Raw genomic sequence first — 16682 nt, 5'->3', positions numbered from 1 at the left:
GGCGGGCGGCAGTCGTGCGTTAAGGCTTACGTCCGTGTGGCCTGGTCTTCCACCGACGGGCGTTCCTGCGGGAGCCCGCGGGGCCGTAGCAGCGTGGCGGCGGCGACGCCGCCCAGTGCTCCGCCCAGGTGGGCCTGCCAGGACACGAATCCTGCCACGCCGGGAAGGACTCCGAACAGGATCCCGCCGTAGCTAAGGAACAGGACTACTGACAGCGCTATCTGCCACCAGTTGCGGTTGAAGAACCCCCGGACCAGCAGGAAGGCAAAGAGGCCAAATACCAGGCCGGACGCGCCCACGGTGATCCCCCAGCCGCCGATCAGCCAGACCACTATGCCCGAGCCGAACCAGCTGAAGGCCACCGCGGTGACGAAGACCCTGAGCCCGGACATAAACACGAGGAAGCCGAAGATGATCAGCGGCAGTGCATTGGAGACGACGTGGCCAAGGTTGGCGTGGAACAGCGGGAACGTGAGGATGTCCACCAGTCCGTCGGCGCTGCGCGGACGGAGGCCGAACGTCCTGTTCAATGCGTGGAACGTGGCAGCATTGACGAACTCAATCGCAAACAGGATAACCACGAACAGCCCTGTGACCAACAGGCCGCCCTGGGCACGTGCGGCAGCAGTGTGCCTCACGTGCGGCCTGCCCCTCTGAGCCTCCGGCACCATTACCCTAGTGGACCACGATCGGCTGGAAGCCCTCGGCACGGAGCGCACCCAGGACCTGCTCGCAGTGCTCGTGGCCCTTGGTCTCCAGGTTCACGGTGATGGAAACATCGCCCATACTGATGGAACCGCCTACGCGGGTGTGGTCCAGGCCGGTGACGTTGGCATCGTTCTCCGCGATGATGCGGGCGATCGTGGCCAGCGAACCGGGCCGGTCGTCCAGCATCATGCGGACCGTCATGTAGCGGCCGGCCGCAGAGAGGCCGCGCTGGATCACCTTCAGCATCAGCATCGGGTCGATATTGCCGCCGGAGAGGATCACGGCCGTGGTGCCGGGATTTTCGATCTTTCCGTCCATCAGGGCGGCGACGCCCACGGCGCCGGCCGGCTCCACCACCATCTTGGCGCGTTCCAGCAGGAAGATCAGCGCCCGGGCCAGGGAATCCTCGCTGACAGTGACGACGTCGTCCACGAGTTCCCGGATGATGCTGAACGGCAGCTGCCCCGGGCGGCCCACGGCGATGCCGTCCGCCATCGTGGAGACCTTCTTCAACGGCACCAGGGCGTCTGCGGCGAGCGACGGCGGGTAGGCCGCGGCGTTTTCGGCCTGGACGCCGATGATCCGGATTTCCCGGCCCAGTTCCCTGGCCCTGGCTTTCACCGCCACCGCGACGCCGGCCAGCAGCCCGCCGCCGCCGACTCCCATCAGGATGGTGTCCACATTCGGAATCTGTTCCAGGATTTCAAGCCCCACCGTGCCCTGCCCGGCAACAACGTCCACGTTGTCGAACGGGTGGACGAAAACGGCCCCGGTCTCATCGGCGTAGCGCTGGGCTTCGGCGAGCGCTTCATCCACGTTGTGTCCGTGGAGGACCACTTCGGCGCCGTGGCTGCGGGTGGCAGCAAGCTTGGGCAGGGCCACCCCCAACGGCATGTAGATGCGGGCCTTGATGCCCAGGCTCTTGGCTGCAACTGCGACACCCTGGGCATGGTTTCCGGCCGACGCCGCCACCACGCCGCGCTTTTTCTCTTCGGCGGAAAGTTTCGCCATCCGGACGTAGGCGCCGCGGACCTTAAAGGAACCCGCCCGCTGGAGGTTTTCGCATTTGAAGAAGACCTCGCCGCCCACCATGCTGCCCAATGCCCGCGAGGATTCCACCGGGGTCCGCGTAATAATCCCCTCAAGCAGCTTCTGCGCCTCCAGGACATTGTCCAACGTGACGGGCAGGCTATTGAGGGTTTTCACGAACTAGTCTCCTTTGGGGAATTCGGCTGGGGCGTCCTGGCCGGCATGTCCGGCGGGATTTCCCGTTGACTGTGCGGCGTCCTTGCCGCGGCCCGGGTTTGCGCCGGGAAGGTAGACATCCTTGAAGGTGTTGTCCTGGCTGGGTCCGGAGCCCCCGGTTACACCCGGGCCCTCCGCCACCAGCACATCTTCATGTTCCCACGTTCTGGCAGCAATATATCGAATCGCCGAGTTTGCTACGGCGAGGATGGGCACCGAGAAGAGCGCTCCGGGGATGCCGGCGAGGTAGGAGCCGGCCGCCACGGACAGGATAACGGCCACCGGGTGAAGGGCCACCGCCTTGCCCATCACGAGCGGCTGCAGGATATGGCTCTCCAGCTGCTGGACCAGCAGCACGATCCCCAGCATGATCAGCGCATTGACCCAGCCGTTGGCCACAAGGGCAAGGAGCACAGCCACGGCCCCGGTGACCAGGGCGCCAACGATCGGAATGAACGAACCGATGAAGACCAGCACACCCAGCGGAAGCGCGAGCGGCACTCCGATGATGGCGGCGCCCACGCCGATACCCACAGCGTCCACGAATGCCACAAACATCTGGATGCGGGCGTAGCTGACCATGGACGCCCAGCCTTTGCGGCCCGCTCCGAAGGTGGCGGCCCGGGCTTTGCGTGGCAGCAGGCGGACCAGGAAACCCCAGATCCGGTCGCCTTCCAGGAGGAAGAAGATCAGGACGAACAGTGCGAGGATGAGTCCAGCGGCGAAATGCCCGGCCGTGCTGCCGAAGGACAAGGCGCCGCTCAGGATGCTGCTGCTGTTGTTTTGCAGCGCATCCGATGCCTCCTTCAGGTACTGGTCGATCTGGGCCGCCGTGAGGTGGAGCGGACCGTCCGCCAGCCAGCCCTGGATCTGTTGGATCCCGGCCAGCGCCTCGCTCCACAGTTCGCTGAAGCCCGAAACCAGCTGTCGCCCCACGAGCGCCAGGGAGCCGCCGATGAGGCCGAGGAAGCCCAGCACAGTGATGGCAACGGCGCCTCCGTTGGGGACGCGCCGGGCCTTGAGCCAGCGCGTAACCGGACTGAGCAGGCCGGCCAGCAAGGCGGCCACCATCACGGGAATGATCAGGAAACTGATCTTGCTCAGCAGCCAGATCAGTGCAGCAACAACGAGCAGGATCAGTCCGAGCCGCCACGCCCACGAGGCAGCGATCCGCACACCGTAGGGAATGTCCTGGTCCAGTTCACGGTCGGTTACCACCCGCAAAGGGCCGGCGGCGGCGGGCGATGCCGTGCCGTGGCGGGGATCCGGGCTCTGGTTTGGTGCGGAGTCCTCAGCTGGCGTCATAGCCTAATACTTCCCCAGCAGGGCCCCGATGGGAAACCGCCACGGCCTCCAGCCGCCATCGGCACCGCAGCACCCGTGTGGGCCTGCAGGGCCCGGGCTACAGCGAGGCGCTGATGCCCCAGGTCATGGTGAACGACTCCCCTGCCGGCAGCCAGCGCAGGCCGTCGCCGCTGTTGAACGCGTTCGCCGGGCCGGTCACGGGTTCGATGGCAACGGCTTTCGGCCTGCCGGGGAACTGGTCCGTCACGAAAACGTGGACGTAGCCGCAGTTCTCGTCCTGCCAGAGACTCACACTGCGGCCGTCGGACGCCTCCAGCGTTTGGCGGGCCACGCCGCCGTCGAACGTCAGGTCCGTGTAGGCGACGTCGATATCCAGCTCGGACACCGTCCGGCCCCCGCGCAGGTCCGCGCCGCCGCTGACCGGCTCCGAGCTGCGGGGTATGAGCCGCTCATCTGCCACGAGCCGGGTGCCGGCGCCCACCGTCAGGACCAGGTCCGAGGCGGGCACGTCGCCCAGCCTGAGGTAGGGATGGGATCCGAGGACGAAGGGGGCGGATGCCTGGGAATCGTTGATCAGGGTCTGGCGGACGACAAGCCCCAGGTCTTCGCCCAGAAGGTACTGGACGCGGTGCCGCACCAGGAAGGGGTATCCGTGCTGCGGGAAGACCGGCGCCTCCAGGGTCACGGAGAACTCCGATTCGTCCACGAGCTCATAGGAGGCGTTTCGCAACAGGCCGTGGCTGGCGTTGTTGCGGGACACTTCGGTGATGTCCAGCTGCTGCTTTTTGCCGTTCAGGTACCACACGCCGTCTTCAACCCGGTTGGCCCAGGGCGCCAGCGTGATTCCGGTTGCACCCGGAGGGATGTCCCCGTCTCCGTACGTTTCCGTCAGCTGGACGCCCGCCCGGGAGTAAAGCCGAAGGCCCGCGGCCAGCTCCGTGATCACGGCAAAGGCTTCACCGCGGCGGAGCTCATACTGCCTGCCGGAGGCGTAGCGGCGCGGCGCATCCCCGGTGCCCGGGTCCCCCGCGGCGCCCGGGTCCCCCGTGGCGGAGGCCTCGGTGGTGCCGGGGGCGGCGGTGTCGGTGCGGCCAAAGTGGGGTGCGCTCGGAGTCATGGCCACAACGCTACCTGCTCAGGCTCGCCGCCTCACCCCGTCGGGACATCCCGGCAAACCGGTTGTTAACTTTTGTTCGAAACTATTTCTTTTTGATCGTTTTGTGGGAGAATTGAAGTGCCTGCTGCCCCGCCCCTCGAGGGCGGGACTCCGATGGCCGCCGCTCGTAAAGGACTAGACGCATGACACACATCACCAGCACCAACCTTGCCGATGGCCGGGAGCTGCTCTACTTCGACGACGCCACGGCAGACGGCGGTTCGGCCGGAAGGACCGCACGCAACCCGGAGGCAACCCCCGACCGCCGCGAGCTGCCGGCCCGGAGCGAGCCGGGCGAAGTCAGGTTCGACGCCCTCACCGGCGAGTGGGTGGCCGTGGCCGCGCACCGGCAGAGCCGCACACACCTGCCCCCTGCGGACCAGTGCCCCATCTGCCCGACGACCCCGGCCAACCCCTCCGAGATTCCGGCACCGGACTACGACGTCGTCGTGTTCGAGAACCGCTTCCCCTCGCTCGGCCCGGCCCTGGGACCGGTCCCCGCCGACGCCGGCTGGGGAACCACCGGCACGGCGTTCGGCCGGTGCGAGGTGGTGTCCTTCACCCCGGAGCACACCGGTTCCTTCAGCGGGCTCAGCGAAGTCCGGGCACGCACCGTCGTCGAGGCCTGGGCGCACCGTACCGGGGCCCTCAACGCGCTGCCTGGCATCCGGCAGGTCTTCCCGTTCGAAAACCGCGGCGCGGACATCGGCGTGACCCTTCACCACCCGCACGGCCAGATCTACGCCTACCCCTACGTCACGCCGCGCGCAGCGGTGATGGGCGCTGCCGCCCGGAAATTTTACGACGACGCCGACGGCCGCCGGACGCTGACCGGCTCGCTGTTGCGGTCCGAACGCGAAGACGGCAGCCGCATGGTCCTCGAAGGCGAGAACTTCAGCGCCTACGTCCCGTTCGCGGCCCGCTGGCCGCTGGAAGTGCACCTGGTTCCCCACCGCCAGGTGCCGGACCTCGCGGCGCTCAGCGGCGAGGAGAAGGACGAACTTGCCCATGTATACCTGAACCTGCTCAAGCGGCTCGACGCCCTCTATCCGACGCCCACCCCCTACATTTCGGCCTGGCACCAGGCCCCGCTCGATGACCTGCTCCGGCCGGCCGGCTACCTCCACCTCCAGCTGACCTCCCCGCGGAGGGCGGAAGATAAGCTCAAGTACCTGGCCGGCTCCGAAGCGGCCATGGGTGCTTTCATCAACGACACCACCCCGGAACTCGTGGCGGAGCGGCTGCGCACCGTCACCGTTCCCGCATCAGCCCCCAAGCCAATCCCGGAAGGCGCACACGCATGACCGCCCCAGCAGGCAGCAGCACCCCAGGCAGCAACACTCCTGGCAACAGCAACCCTGGCGACAGCAAGCCGGGAAACAAGGACCTCGAAGCACGGTTCCGGGACGCTTTCGGTTCCGCCCCGGACGGCATCTGGCAGGCGCCGGGCCGCGTGAACCTGATCGGCGAGCACACCGACTACAACGACGGCTTCGTGCTCCCGTTCGCCATCGACAGGACGGCCCGGGTGGCCGTCCGGGTGCGGTCCGACTCGACGCTCCGGCTGCTGTCCACCTACGGAGACCAAGGCATGACCACGGCGGACACGTCGTCATTGGACGGCTCGCGTGCCAAAGGTTGGACGAAATACCCGCTCGGCGTCATCTGGGCGCTGCAGGAACGTGGCATCGACGTGCCCGGCCTTGACCTGCTGCTGGACTCCGACGTTCCTTTGGGCGCCGGGCTCTCCTCGTCCCACGCCATTGAGTGCGCCGTCATCTCTGCGCTGAACGACCTGACCGGCGCAGGGATGAAAGCCGAGGAAATGGTGCTCGCCACCCAGCGCGCCGAGAACGACTTCGTGGGAGCGCCCACCGGCATCATGGACCAGTCCGCGTCATTGCGCGGCGCCAAGGGCCATGCCGTGTTCCTCGATTGCCGGGACCAGAGTGCCCGGCTCGTGCCGTTCGAGACGGAGCCGGCCGGCCTGGTCCTGCTGGTGATCGATACGAAGGTTTCCCATTCACACGCCGACGGCGGCTATGCATCGCGCCGCGCCTCATGCGAGCTCGGGGCCGAAGTGCTGGGCGTCAAAGCGCTCCGCGACGTGGGTGTGGAGGACCTGGACGAAGCCAGCGGCCTCCTGGATGAAGTCACGTTCCGCCGGGTCCGCCACGTCGTCACCGAGAACGACCGCGTCCTGCAGACCGTGGAACTCCTCGGCTCAGCCGGACCCGGCGCCATCGGGCCCCTCCTTGATGCCAGCCACAGTTCCATGCGTGACGACTTCGAGATCTCGTGCCCCGAACTGGACCTGGCCGTCGACACCTCCCGGGCCAGCGGAGCCATCGGCGCCCGCATGACAGGCGGCGGTTTTGGCGGGGCGGCTATCGCCCTCACGCCGGTGGCCGCCGAGCAGCAGGTGCGTACCGCCGTCGAGCAGGCCTTTTCCCGCGCCGGGTTCAGGAAGCCGGACATCTTCACCGTTACCCCGGCGGCCGGAGCGATGCGGCTCGCATAGCTCGGGCGTAGGCTGGGCGCATGCCAGAAGCAGTCATTGTTTCCACTGCCAGAAGCCCGATCGGACGCGCCTTCAAGGGCTCCTTGAAGGACGAACGTCCGGACGACCTTGCCGCGGCAATGGTCACGGCGGCCCTGGACAAGATTCCGTCCTTCGACCCCCGCGGAGCGGACGGCGCGGGCCTGGACGACCTTTACCTGGGCTGTGCCGAACCGAGCGGTGAAGCGGGTTCCAACATGGCCAGGGTGGTCACCATCCTGGCCGGACTGGACAACGTTCCCGGTGCCACCATCAACCGGTTCTGCGCCTCCAGCCTGCAGACCATCCGGATGGCATTCCACGCCATCAAAGCGGGCGAAGGGGACGCGTTCGTTGCGGCCGGCGTGGAGTCCGTGTCCCGTTATCCCAACTGGACCGGGGCCGGGGAAACCGACGCCGGCAACCACAACCCGCTCTTCGACGCGGCGCGCCGGCGGACCGAGGCGCGGGCCGCATCCAACACGCCTTGGACCGATCCCCGACTGGGCGGGCGGATGCCGGACATCTACATCGCAATGGGACAGACTGCGGAAAACGTGGCCACCACCTACGGCATTTCCCGTGCCGAGCAGGATGAATGGGCGGTCCTGAGCCAGAACCGTGCCGAAGCGGCCCTGGCGGCCGGGTTCTATTCGCGCGACATCACCCCGTACACGCGCCGCGACGGCACCGTGGTGGACCGGGACGACTCTCCGCGCACCGGAGTCACACTCGAAGGCGTGGCCGCGCTCCAGCCCGTGTTCCGCAGTGAAGGGACAGTCACCGCCGGCAACGCGTGCCCGCTGAACGACGGTGCTGCCGCCGTGGTGGTGATGAGTGATGACCGGGCCCGTCAGCTCGGACTCGAGCCGCTGGCACGGATTGTTTCGACGGGCGTCAGCGCACTCTCCCCCGAACTCATGGGCATGGGTCCGGTGGAGGCAACCCGCCAGGCTTTGGCTCGGGCCGGGCTGGGCATCGGGGACATCGACCTCGTGGAGCTCAATGAGGCGTTCGCCGTTCAGGTGGTGGCCAGCGCGCGCGAACTGGGCATCGACCACTCGCGGCTCAACGTCCACGGCGGGGCGATCGCCCTCGGGCACCCGTTCGGCATGACCGGCGCCCGTATGACCACCACCCTGCTCAACGGGCTTCAGCAGCGCGGCGGAACGCTCGGGCTGGCGACCCTGTGCGTCGGCGGCGGCCAGGGCATGGCAGTGGTTTTCGAGCGGCTCAGTTAGGCACCTCGACTACGCAGAACGGGCCCCGCCGTTTGGCGGTGCCCGTTCCAGTTGATTCAGATCTAAATGCACGACGCCGCGTGCCGGCGGGGGTACTAGTCGTCGCCGCGGAGGATTGCCAGCAGGCGGATGATCTCCACGTACAGCCAGACGAGTGTCACCGTGAGACCGAAGGCGGCGGTCCAGGAGAACCGTTCCGGTGCGCCGTTGCGGACGCCCTCTTCGATGCTGGTGAAGTCCATGATCAGCGAGAAGGCAGCGAGGCCGATGGCCAGCAGGCCGATGAAGACGCCCAGCGGGATGCCGAAGATCTCCATGCTGCGCAGGCCGAACATTTCAGTTTGCAGACCCGTCAACATCATCACCATGTTGACCAGTGAGAAGACCGCGTAGCCGATAATCGCGATCATGAAGAAGCGCATCGCCTTGGGGGTGGCGCGGACCTTGCCGCTCTTGAACAGGAGCAGCGTCACGCCGAAGACGGAGAGCGTGCCGATGACAGCCTGCAGCCCGACTCCCGGATACATGCCGTCGAGGACGCGGGTCAGGCCGCCCAGGAAGAGCCCTTCCAGGCCCGCGTACGCCAGGATGAGGGCCGGTGACGGCTGCTTCTTGAACGTGTTGACGAGGGCGAGGACGAAGCCGCCCAGCGCGCCCACGATCATCAGCAGTGAGGCCAGCGGCATGCTCACGAAGAGCGTGACTGCCGCACCGGCCATCAGCACACCGAGGCAGGCGGCCGTCTTGATGATGACGTCGTCAAACGTCATCCGCCCGGTCTCTGCCGGGCCGGCAGCCGGCTGGTTGTACATCTGCTGCAGCTGATCATGGGTCAAGTTCTGCTGCTGGGCCATCCAGCCGCCCTGCGCGTCCATGACCTGGCCCGGAGCGCGGCCCGGAGCCTGGCCGTACGGGCCCTGCCCGTACCGGGGCTGGCCGTAGGGGTTCTGGCCGTACTGAGCCTGCGGAACAGGCGGTGCCTGGGTGGCTCCACGGAAATTCTTTCCGTTGAAGATCGGGTTTCCGCCAAGTGCCATTGCGGGTGTCCTCCAAATAAAGGGGGTAGGTGGTGATCCTGATAACTCAAGGTACCAATTCCCACGCGCAGGGGGCAGGGATAGTTCCCACTCGAGGCCAGCCGAACCGCAACCGTGACATGGGCTGCAGGCGGGCGTGACGCAGGCCACCGGCGCGCTCCGGCAGCGACTGTTTAGGAATACTCGGGCTCAACAAAAGTTTTCTTTAGCAGAACTGCAGCAAACCTGAGGCTGAGCTTCACTGTTGTTATCTGATCGCGATCTTAGGCCCGCCCGCGCGAGGCATCATTGATCCCCGCTGGCTGTAACATAAGCCCAAGCAGGGTGACTGACATCACAAGGTATCCGGTTTGTCTACCGCATATTTAGCGCCACGACTACGTCCCCCCGCTCCGTTCGCAGTGGTTGTAAAGGCGCAACCCAGTCCACCCCCATGTGGAGGTTTTCATTTTGAGAAGCACACCGAGAGGCCTGCCGCACAGACGGCGCGGCGGATTGCTGAAGACGTTGGGGGCCATATTCGCCGCCGTCGTTGCAATCCTCCTAGTCGTTGCCCCGGCATCCCAGGCCACTACCCCCTCGCCGACACCATCCCCGTCGAACCAGCAGTTCCAGAACAGCATCAGCGGCTTCCTCCGGGACGACACCCGGGCACCTATCGCTGACGTTACGATCACCGCCAAGAGCGGCGATTTCACCGGGACCGCAAAATCGGGCGCCAACGGCTCATGGAGCATCGGAGTCCCGGTCCAGGGCACCTACGAAGTAGAGCTGGACACGTCCACTCTTCCCGAAGGCATCAAGCTCGCTGACGGACAGGAAAATCCCCGCAAGGTCACTTTCAGCCAGACTTCCAACCTCTCCGTGATCTTCGCCTTCGGCAAAGGCATCGTGGTCCAGCAACAGGACTTCGGCCAGAACCTGCTCAACAGGCTCGTGGCCGGCCTGAGCTTCGGCCTCCTGCTGGCACTGGCCTCGGTCGGACTCTCGCTCATTTTCGGAACCACCGGCCTCACCAACTTCGCCCACGGCGAGATGGTCACGTTCGGTGCGGTCCTTGTCTTCGCCTTCAATGCCATGAGCCTGCCGTTCTGGCTGGCGGTGGTCCTTGCCCTGCTCGGCGGCGGCCTGTTCGGCTACGTCCAGGATGCCGGCCTCTGGAAGCCGCTGCGCCGCCGCGGGACAGGCCTTGTCCCCATGATGATTGTCAGCATCGGCCTGGCACTGGCAGTCCGCTATGTCATCCAGTTCTTCTTCGGCGGATCAACCCAGCAGCTGCCGTACGCCCAGAGCGCCGAAATCCAGATTGGGCCGGTGTCGATCTCGCCGAATAACCTTTGGTCGCTGGTCATCAGTGCCGTCGTGATCGCGCTGATCGGCTTCATTCTCCTGAAGACCCGCCTGGGCAAAGCCACCCGCGCAGTCGCCGACAACCCTGCCCTCGCGGCGGCCTCCGGCATCGACGTCGACAACGTCATCCGGATCGTCTGGGTGGCGGGCGGCATGCTGGCTTCCCTTGGCGGCATCCTCTGGGCCTACTACCGGCCCGGCGTCACGTTCGACATGGGTTCGCAGATCCTGCTGCTCATCTTCGCAGGCGTGACCCTGGGCGGCCTCGGCACCGTCTTCGGCGCTTTGATCGGATCCATCATCGTCGGCATCTTCGTGGAGCTGACCACCGTGTTCGGCCTGGCCGCCGACCTCAAATATGTGGGAGCACTGTTCATCATGATTGTTGTCCTCTTGTTCCGGCCGCAGGGCATCCTGGGCCGTCGCGAGCGCGTGGGTTAGGAGACACAGCCATGGACTTTGGATTTATTTTTTCCAGCGCTGCCGGTGAACTGTTCAGCCCGACGACGGCGGCGTACGCGCTTGCCGCGCTCGGCCTCGCCGTTCACTTCGGCTACTCCGGCCTGCTGAACTTCGGCCAGGCAGGCTTTATGGCCGTAGGCGCCTACGGCTTCGCCATCTCCACCCTCACCTTCGGCGTGCCGTTCTTTGTCGGCCTGCTGATCGCCGTCATCTGCTCGGCGATCTTCGCGCTGCTACTGGGTATACCAACCCTGCGCCTGCGCGCCGACTACCTGGCCATCGTGACGATCGCGGCGGCTGAAATCGTCCGCTACATCGTCACCACCAACCAGCTGACCTCCGTGACGGGCTCCGCCAACGGCCTGGCCGCCTTCGAAGGCGGGTTCTATTCCATGAACCCGTTCCCCGAGGCTCCTATTTCGGCATGAACAACAGGGACTTCTTCATCCGCGTAGTGGGCTGGGGCCTCGTGATCGTCTGCTGCACCCTCGTGTGGCTCCTGATGCGGAGCCCGTGGGGACGAGTCCTCAAGGGTATCCGCGAGGACGAGAACGCGGTCCGGTCGCTGGGCAAGAACGTCTACGCCTACAAGATGCAGGCGCTGGTGATCGGCGGCATCCTCGGCGCCCTCGCCGGCATGATCTTCACCCTCCCCCGCGGTGCAGTCCAGCCGGCCAACTACGGCACCGAGCTGACGTTCTTCCTGTACACGTGCCTGCTGTTGGGCGGACTCGGGACGGTGCTGGGCCCGGTGGTGGGCGCAATGATCTTCTGGGTGGTGCTTTCGCTCACCCAGGGCATTTTGTACGGCCTGATCGAGTCCGGGGCGGTGACGTGGCTGAATACGGTCCAGGCCGGTCAGCTGAGGTACATCCTCGTGGGTGTCGCCCTGATGCTGCTGATGATCTTCCGGCCCCAGGGCGTCTTCGGTAATAAGAAGGAGTTGGCGTTCGCATGAGTGAGCAACGCAATGTGCCCCCGTCAAAGGGCACCGGGTACAGCGGTACCACTGACGGAATCGACTACATGACGGACACCCGGCCGATCGCAGCCGGCGAAACGGCGCCCGGATGCAAGAAGCGGGATCCGATCGTCGTTGCCGAAAACGTCACCCGCAGCTTCGGCGGCATCAACGCCGTCGACGTCGAATACCTTGAGATCCCCCGCCACAAAATCACGGCTCTGATCGGTCCCAACGGGGCCGGCAAGACCACCCTCTTCAACCTGCTGACGGGCTTCGATACGCCGAACTCCGGCAAGTGGCAGTTCGAAGGCAACAGCCTCGCCGGCGTCTCCCCCTACAAGGTGGCCCGGATGGGCATGGTCCGCACGTTCCAGCTGACCAAGGTGATGGGCAAACTGACCGTCATGGAGAACATGCGGCTCGGCGGCTCGGAGCAGCCAGGTGAGCGGCTTTCCAAGGCCCTGTTCAAGGGCATGTGGGGCGGCCGCGAAAAAGAAATCACGGCCCAGGCGAACGTCCTGCTGGAGAAATTCAAACTGGACGCGAAGAAGGACGACTACGCGGCATCGTTGTCCGGCGGCCAGCGCAAGCTGCTCGAGATGGCGCGGTCGCTGATGGTCAGGCCCAAGCTGGTGATGCTGGATGAGCCCATGGCCGGCGTCAACCCTGCCCTGACCCAGTCCCTCCTTGACCACATCAAGAACCTCAAGGCAGAAGGCATGACCGTGCTCTTCGTCGAGCACGACATGAACATGGTGCGCCACATTGCCGACTGGGTGGTGGTGATGGCCGAAGGAAAGATTGTCGCCGAGGGCCCGCCGGCAGACGTCATGAAGAACCCCGCCGTGATCGACGCCTACCTGGGCGCCCACCACGACGTGGACCTTGGCGACGCCGAAGGCATCAAGGAACTGGCCGCCGAGCTTGTGGCCGACGAGGAGTCGATCGTGGGCACCGAGAACGCTGGAATCATCGCCGTCGACGTCGTGGCCGCTGACACGGAGGCGCCCGAAACCAGGAAGAAGGACACCGAATGAGCGCCACCAGCGCGGCAGCAGCCGCCACCCCTGCCGCCGCGGAACAGGCGGTAGTCAAGGTCACCAACCTGGTGGCGGGCTACATCCCCGGCGTTAACATCCTCAACGGCTGCAGCATCGAAGCCCGCAAGGGCGAACTGATCGGCATCATCGGCCCCAACGGAGCCGGCAAGTCCACGCTGCTGAAGGCGATGTTCGGGCTGGTGAAGGTGCACTCGGGGTCAGTGGTTGTCCGTGGCCAGGACATCACCGGGCTCAAGGCCAACAAACTCGTTGCCAAGGGCGTGGGCTTCGTCCCGCAGAACAACAACGTGTTCGCCACGTTGACCATCGAGGAGAACATGCAAATGGGCATGTTCCAGCGGCCCAAGGACTTCGCCGAACGGTTCGACTTCGTCACCAGCCTGTTCCCGGAGCTCGGTAAACGCCGTGCCCAGCGTGCCGGCTCGCTCTCCGGCGGGGAACGCCAGATGGTGGCCATGGGACGCGCTTTGATGATGGAACCGGCCGTCCTGCTGCTCGATGAGCCGTCGGCAGGCCTCTCCCCCGTCAAACAGGATGAGACCTTCCTGCGGGTCCACGAGATCAACCGGGCCGGAGTTTCAGTGATCATGGTGGAGCAAAACGCCCGCCGCTGCCTACAGATTTGCGACCGCGCCTATGTGCTGGACCAGGGCAAGGACGCGTACACGGGCACCGGCCGGGAGCTCATGAAGGATCCCAAGGTGATCCAGCTGTACCTCGGCACGCTGGCGGACGAAGTGTAGACCGCCGCTACGAGCCGCAGAGGGGCCGTCACCGCCAGGTGGCGGCCCCTCTGCATGGTAGGGGGCCCGTGTCCCCTCCGGGCTCCGCAGGGCCTCGCTCGGCGCCCTCAGCTCTGGAGTCACCATCGGTGCGGTCCCCCCGGCTCAGCCTGCGGGCACCAGAAAGCCCCCGCCCAAACGGACGGGGGCTTTCGTGCTATCCAGGTAGCGGCGGCTTTACAGCTTGCCGAATTCTTCCTTGGACGGCTTGTAGGTGTTGTCATCCTGGTACTCGTAGATGCCGATGTAGGCTTCCGTCGGGTCACCGGCGTCGGAGAAGGTCACCGGACCGGACTGGCCGTCGTAGTCGATGTCCTTGCCGTTGCGGAGCAGGGTCACGCAGGACGGGAAGTCGGTGCACTTCTCGCCGCCTTCGGAGACTGCCTTGAGCTGCTTGGCGATGTCGGTGCCCTTGGTGCTCTTGGCGGCTTCCGCAGCCAGGGCGATCAGGTTGACGGCGTCGTAGGACTCACCGGCGTAGCTGTAGTCCTTGAGTGCCGGGTCGATGGCCAGCAGCTTCTTCTTGAAGTCGTCCTTGGCGAACGTGCCCGGGATGGTGCCCTGGGCGCCCTTCAGCGTGCCCGCGGAGAAGTCCTTGCTGTAGTCCGACGTGTTGCCGTCCACCATGAACATCTGGGTTGGTTTGATGCCCTTGCCGGTCATCAGGGGAACGATGCTCTTGGCCTGGTCGAAGGTGATCAGGGCAATGGCGTCAGGCTTGGCCGCTATGACCTTGTCCACCTGGCTGCTGAACTGCGAGTCGCCTTCGTTGAAGAGTTCCTCGGCTACCACCTTGCCGCCGGCAGCCTCGAACGCAGACTTGACGTTCTTGGCCAGGCCGGTGCCGTACGCATCGTTCAGGACAATCATGCCGACGGTCTGTGCGCCACACGTAGCCATGTAGTTGCCGAGGACCTTGCCCTGCAGCACATCGGAAGGTGCCGTGCGCCAGTAGAGGCCCTTGTCATCCCAGGTGGTGAAGTCGGGAGACGTGTTCGCAGGCGAGAACTGGATGACGCCGGCACCGGTGATCTGGTTGATGACGGTCTTGGAAACGCCAGATGATGCAGCGCCGATGATGGCACTGACGCCGCTGCCCAGCAGCGCGGTGGTTGACTGCGTTGCAATATCCGTCTTGGTGTCACCGGAGTCGCGGTGGATCACTTCAACGGGCTTGCCCAGAACTCCGCCTGCGTCATTGACTTCCTTGATGCCCAGGTTCACACCGGCAATTTCGGGCGGGCCGAGGAACGCCAGAGACCCGGTTGTCGGCAGGAGCGAGCCGATCTTAAGCGGCGTGTCGGTGGTAGTGGTAGAAGCCGGAACCGAGCCGCCGGCGCCTGTCGGGGTGGTCGCGCCACCGCTGGCGCTGGGTGCGGGACAGGCAATCCCGGATGCCGCCGGAGTGGTGGAGCCTGTCGAACTCGGGGTGGACGAGCCGCCACAAGCCGTAGCCAGAAGGGCGACGCCGATGCTAAGCGCTGTGAGCTTAGCGACTCGCGGCGCCGCCTGGGGGAGTGAAATCATTAAGAGTCTCCTCGATCGAAAGGTGCGAACGGCCTTTGATGCGAATTACCAGGTGTTCCTGATTTAACTTCAAGCTAGTGCAATTTCTCCGCGAACATAAGTGACTATGATCACATCCTTATAACAGTCGTTGCATATGGGACACCACGGCGCGGAGGCGCGGAAATGGTGAAGCAGCAGGCCGGAAGCGGGCACAATGAAGCACGGCACAGCAAATGGAGGGAAGTACCCCAGGTGGGACTCGAACCCACAACACGCGGATTTTAAGTCCGCTGCCTCTGCCAATTGGGCTACTGGGGCGCCCGGTCAATGGTATCCCGTCAGAGCCTTTCAAAGGGCCCGGCATACCGGAACGTGCCGTGGATGCCGCCCGGCCAGACCGCGAGCGGGAGGAACTGGAAGGCGTCCCCACATTCGGCCTGGGGCGGTTCGATACCCAGGGAAACTGACGGCACAAAGCCGAAACGGGAGTAGTAGTCCGGTCTGCCCAGCAGGGCGATGCCCCTCTCCCCCGCAGCGTTGGCACGGGAGACGGTTTCCTGGATAAGTGCCGAGCCGATGCCGTGGCGTTGCAACCGAGGCACCACACCAATCGGGCCCAGCCCCAGCAGCCCGAGGTCGCCCACCCAGCCCCGCGTGCTGATGACGTGGCCCACCACTTCGCCGTTCTGTTCTGCGACGATGCTGAACTCCGGCAGGTACTCCTCACAGTCGAACAGCTGTTTCAACAACCCCACTTCCGCTGGTTCACCGTCCACGGGAAGCCCGGTTACCGGCGACACTGAGAAGGCCGCCGCCGTGAGCTCCACGATGGCCGGCCTGTCCGCCGGCTGTTCGTTGCGCAGGATGAGTTGGGGAGCGGGCTTGTCGGTGCTTGCTGCGGCCAGTTCATGCAGTATTTCCAGGGCGCGGTCCGCGTCCGCCACCGGGATCAGGAGATGGTCGTGGTGGAATCCCGCGAGGACGTTGCAGCTGATCCGGGCATCGGTGAGTGCCGCACTGACTGCAGCGGTCAGCCCGATGGCCTCGAGCGACGAATGCACCTGAAGCGTGATCCAGGCGGCAACAAAGTCGTAGCGGAGCGCCAGCCTGTCAGCCTCGTCCCGGGGCAGCACCACAGTCAGCCCTTCCGCTTCCCGGACGGCGGCTTCGATGCCTGGAACCAGCGGCCTGCCGTAGGGCCACAGGACGTACACATACTCCCCTTGGCGCAGGACGGGGTGGGTTAATGCCAGAAGGGTCCGGATGTCCTTTTCACCAGTCATTGGGCCATTAAACAACAACGGCGGCCGTTCCCCGGGGGAA

13 protein-coding genes, 1 tRNA gene and 1 pseudogene are annotated in these 16682 nt (G+C 65.4%); 7 read left to right on the top strand and 8 right to left on the bottom strand.

Annotation, left to right across the window (positions count from 1 at the left end; all coding sequences use genetic code 11):
- Positions 1-26: 26 nt before the first annotated feature.
- The 4 genes from TV39_RS05435 to TV39_RS05420 all read right to left on the bottom strand — a co-directional run bounded on the left by TV39_RS05435 (position 27) and on the right by TV39_RS05420 (position 4375).
- Positions 27-671 (bottom strand): rhomboid family intramembrane serine protease, encoded by a 645-nt coding sequence (locus TV39_RS05435; RefSeq protein ID WP_043479379.1) that lies wholly within the window; start codon positions 669-671, stop codon positions 27-29.
- 4 nt (positions 672-675) lie between these two features.
- Positions 676-1914: a threonine ammonia-lyase gene (gene ilvA / locus TV39_RS05430; protein ID WP_043479377.1), complete on the bottom strand. Its 1239-nt coding sequence runs from the start codon at positions 1912-1914 to the stop codon at positions 676-678.
- A gap of 3 nt (positions 1915-1917) precedes the next feature.
- The gene (locus TV39_RS05425; RefSeq protein ID WP_144406328.1) at positions 1918-3258 is read right to left on the bottom strand and encodes an AI-2E family transporter; all 1341 of its coding nucleotides are present in this window, start codon (positions 3256-3258) and stop codon (positions 1918-1920) included.
- Between the two features lie 97 nt (positions 3259-3355).
- On the bottom strand, positions 3356-4375 hold the full coding sequence (locus tag TV39_RS05420; protein ID WP_043479419.1) for an aldose 1-epimerase family protein: 1020 nt from the start codon (positions 4373-4375) through the stop codon (positions 3356-3358).
- 182 nt (positions 4376-4557) lie between these two features.
- On the opposite strand from TV39_RS05420, the gene galT reads away from it, so the two are divergent.
- The 3 genes from galT to TV39_RS05405 are packed head-to-tail and all read left to right on the top strand — an operon-like array spanning position 4558 to position 8194.
- Positions 4558-5718 carry a galactose-1-phosphate uridylyltransferase gene (gene galT, locus TV39_RS05415; RefSeq protein WP_043479373.1) on the top strand — a complete coding sequence of 387 codons (1161 nt, stop codon included), beginning with the start codon at positions 4558-4560 and terminating at the stop codon, positions 5716-5718.
- Positions 5715-6935 (top strand): galactokinase, encoded by a 1221-nt coding sequence (gene galK / locus TV39_RS05410; RefSeq protein WP_043479371.1) that lies wholly within the window; start codon positions 5715-5717, stop codon positions 6933-6935. The genes galT and galK overlap by 4 nt, the downstream gene beginning before the upstream one ends.
- A 20-nt stretch (positions 6936-6955) precedes the next feature.
- Entirely contained in the window at positions 6956-8194 is a 1239-nt protein-coding gene (locus tag TV39_RS05405) for an acetyl-CoA C-acetyltransferase (RefSeq protein ID WP_043479370.1), read from the top strand.
- A gap of 95 nt (positions 8195-8289) precedes the next feature.
- On the opposite strand, the gene TV39_RS05400 is transcribed toward TV39_RS05405, so the two are convergent.
- Positions 8290-9231 (bottom strand): Bax inhibitor-1/YccA family protein, encoded by a 942-nt coding sequence (locus TV39_RS05400; RefSeq protein ID WP_043479368.1) that lies wholly within the window; start codon positions 9229-9231, stop codon positions 8290-8292.
- A gap of 495 nt (positions 9232-9726) precedes the next feature.
- On the opposite strand from TV39_RS05400, the gene TV39_RS05395 reads away from it, so the two are divergent.
- The 4 genes and pseudogenes from TV39_RS05395 to TV39_RS05380 all read left to right on the top strand — a co-directional run bounded on the left by TV39_RS05395 (position 9727) and on the right by TV39_RS05380 (position 13811).
- Complete coding sequence (locus tag TV39_RS05395; protein WP_235347282.1) at positions 9727-11022, top strand: branched-chain amino acid ABC transporter permease; 1296 nt, start codon at positions 9727-9729, stop codon at positions 11020-11022.
- Between the two features lie 11 nt (positions 11023-11033).
- Positions 11034-12001, top strand: a pseudogene (locus tag TV39_RS05390) (branched-chain amino acid ABC transporter permease).
- Positions 11998-13044 (top strand): ABC transporter ATP-binding protein, encoded by a 1047-nt coding sequence (locus TV39_RS05385; protein WP_043479366.1) that lies wholly within the window; start codon positions 11998-12000, stop codon positions 13042-13044. The pseudogene TV39_RS05390 and the gene TV39_RS05385 overlap by 4 nt, the downstream one beginning before the upstream one ends.
- Positions 13041-13811 carry an ABC transporter ATP-binding protein gene (locus TV39_RS05380; RefSeq protein ID WP_043479364.1) on the top strand — a complete coding sequence of 257 codons (771 nt, stop codon included), beginning with the start codon at positions 13041-13043 and terminating at the stop codon, positions 13809-13811. The genes TV39_RS05385 and TV39_RS05380 overlap by 4 nt, the downstream gene beginning before the upstream one ends.
- Positions 13812-14027: 216 nt before the next feature.
- Here the strand turns inward: TV39_RS05380 and TV39_RS05375 are convergent, their stop codons facing one another.
- The 3 genes from TV39_RS05375 to TV39_RS05365 form a co-directional block, all read right to left on the bottom strand.
- The gene (locus tag TV39_RS05375) at positions 14028-15377 is read right to left on the bottom strand and encodes an ABC transporter substrate-binding protein (protein WP_043479362.1); all 1350 of its coding nucleotides are present in this window, start codon (positions 15375-15377) and stop codon (positions 14028-14030) included.
- A 226-nt stretch (positions 15378-15603) separates the two neighbouring features.
- Positions 15604-15677, bottom strand: a tRNA-Leu gene (locus TV39_RS05370).
- 20 nt (positions 15678-15697) lie between these two features.
- Entirely contained in the window at positions 15698-16642 is a 945-nt protein-coding gene (locus TV39_RS05365) for an N-acetyltransferase (protein WP_043479360.1), read from the bottom strand.
- Between the last annotated feature and the right edge of the window lie 40 nt (positions 16643-16682).

The sequence above is a fragment of the Arthrobacter sp. SPG23 genome (assembly GCF_000876655.1).
GTDB lineage: Bacteria > Actinomycetota > Actinomycetes > Actinomycetales > Micrococcaceae > Arthrobacter.
This window is presented reverse-complemented; position numbering and strand designations above follow the sequence as displayed.

Excerpts from the sequence above, each read along its gene's own strand:
- TV39_RS05435 (WP_043479379.1), bottom strand. The coding sequence starts at position 671 with ATGGTGCCGGAGGCTCAGAGGGGCAGGCCGCACGTGAGGCACACTGCT.
- TV39_RS05425 (WP_144406328.1), bottom strand. The coding sequence starts at position 3,258 with ATGACGCCAGCTGAGGACTCCGCACCAAACCAGAGCCCGGATCCCCGC.
- TV39_RS05420 (WP_043479419.1), bottom strand. The coding sequence starts at position 4,375 with ATGACTCCGAGCGCACCCCACTTTGGCCGCACCGACACCGCCGCCCCC.
- galT (WP_043479373.1), top strand. The coding sequence starts at position 4,558 with ATGACACACATCACCAGCACCAACCTTGCCGATGGCCGGGAGCTGCTC.
- galK (WP_043479371.1), top strand. The coding sequence starts at position 5,715 with ATGACCGCCCCAGCAGGCAGCAGCACCCCAGGCAGCAACACTCCTGGC.
- TV39_RS05405 (WP_043479370.1), top strand. The coding sequence starts at position 6,956 with ATGCCAGAAGCAGTCATTGTTTCCACTGCCAGAAGCCCGATCGGACGC.
- TV39_RS05400 (WP_043479368.1), bottom strand. The coding sequence starts at position 9,231 with ATGGCACTTGGCGGAAACCCGATCTTCAACGGAAAGAATTTCCGTGGA.
- TV39_RS05385 (WP_043479366.1), top strand. The coding sequence starts at position 11,998 with ATGAGTGAGCAACGCAATGTGCCCCCGTCAAAGGGCACCGGGTACAGC.
- TV39_RS05380 (WP_043479364.1), top strand. The coding sequence starts at position 13,041 with ATGAGCGCCACCAGCGCGGCAGCAGCCGCCACCCCTGCCGCCGCGGAA.
- TV39_RS05375 (WP_043479362.1), bottom strand. The coding sequence starts at position 15,377 with ATGATTTCACTCCCCCAGGCGGCGCCGCGAGTCGCTAAGCTCACAGCG.
- TV39_RS05365 (WP_043479360.1), bottom strand. The coding sequence starts at position 16,642 with ATGACTGGTGAAAAGGACATCCGGACCCTTCTGGCATTAACCCACCCC.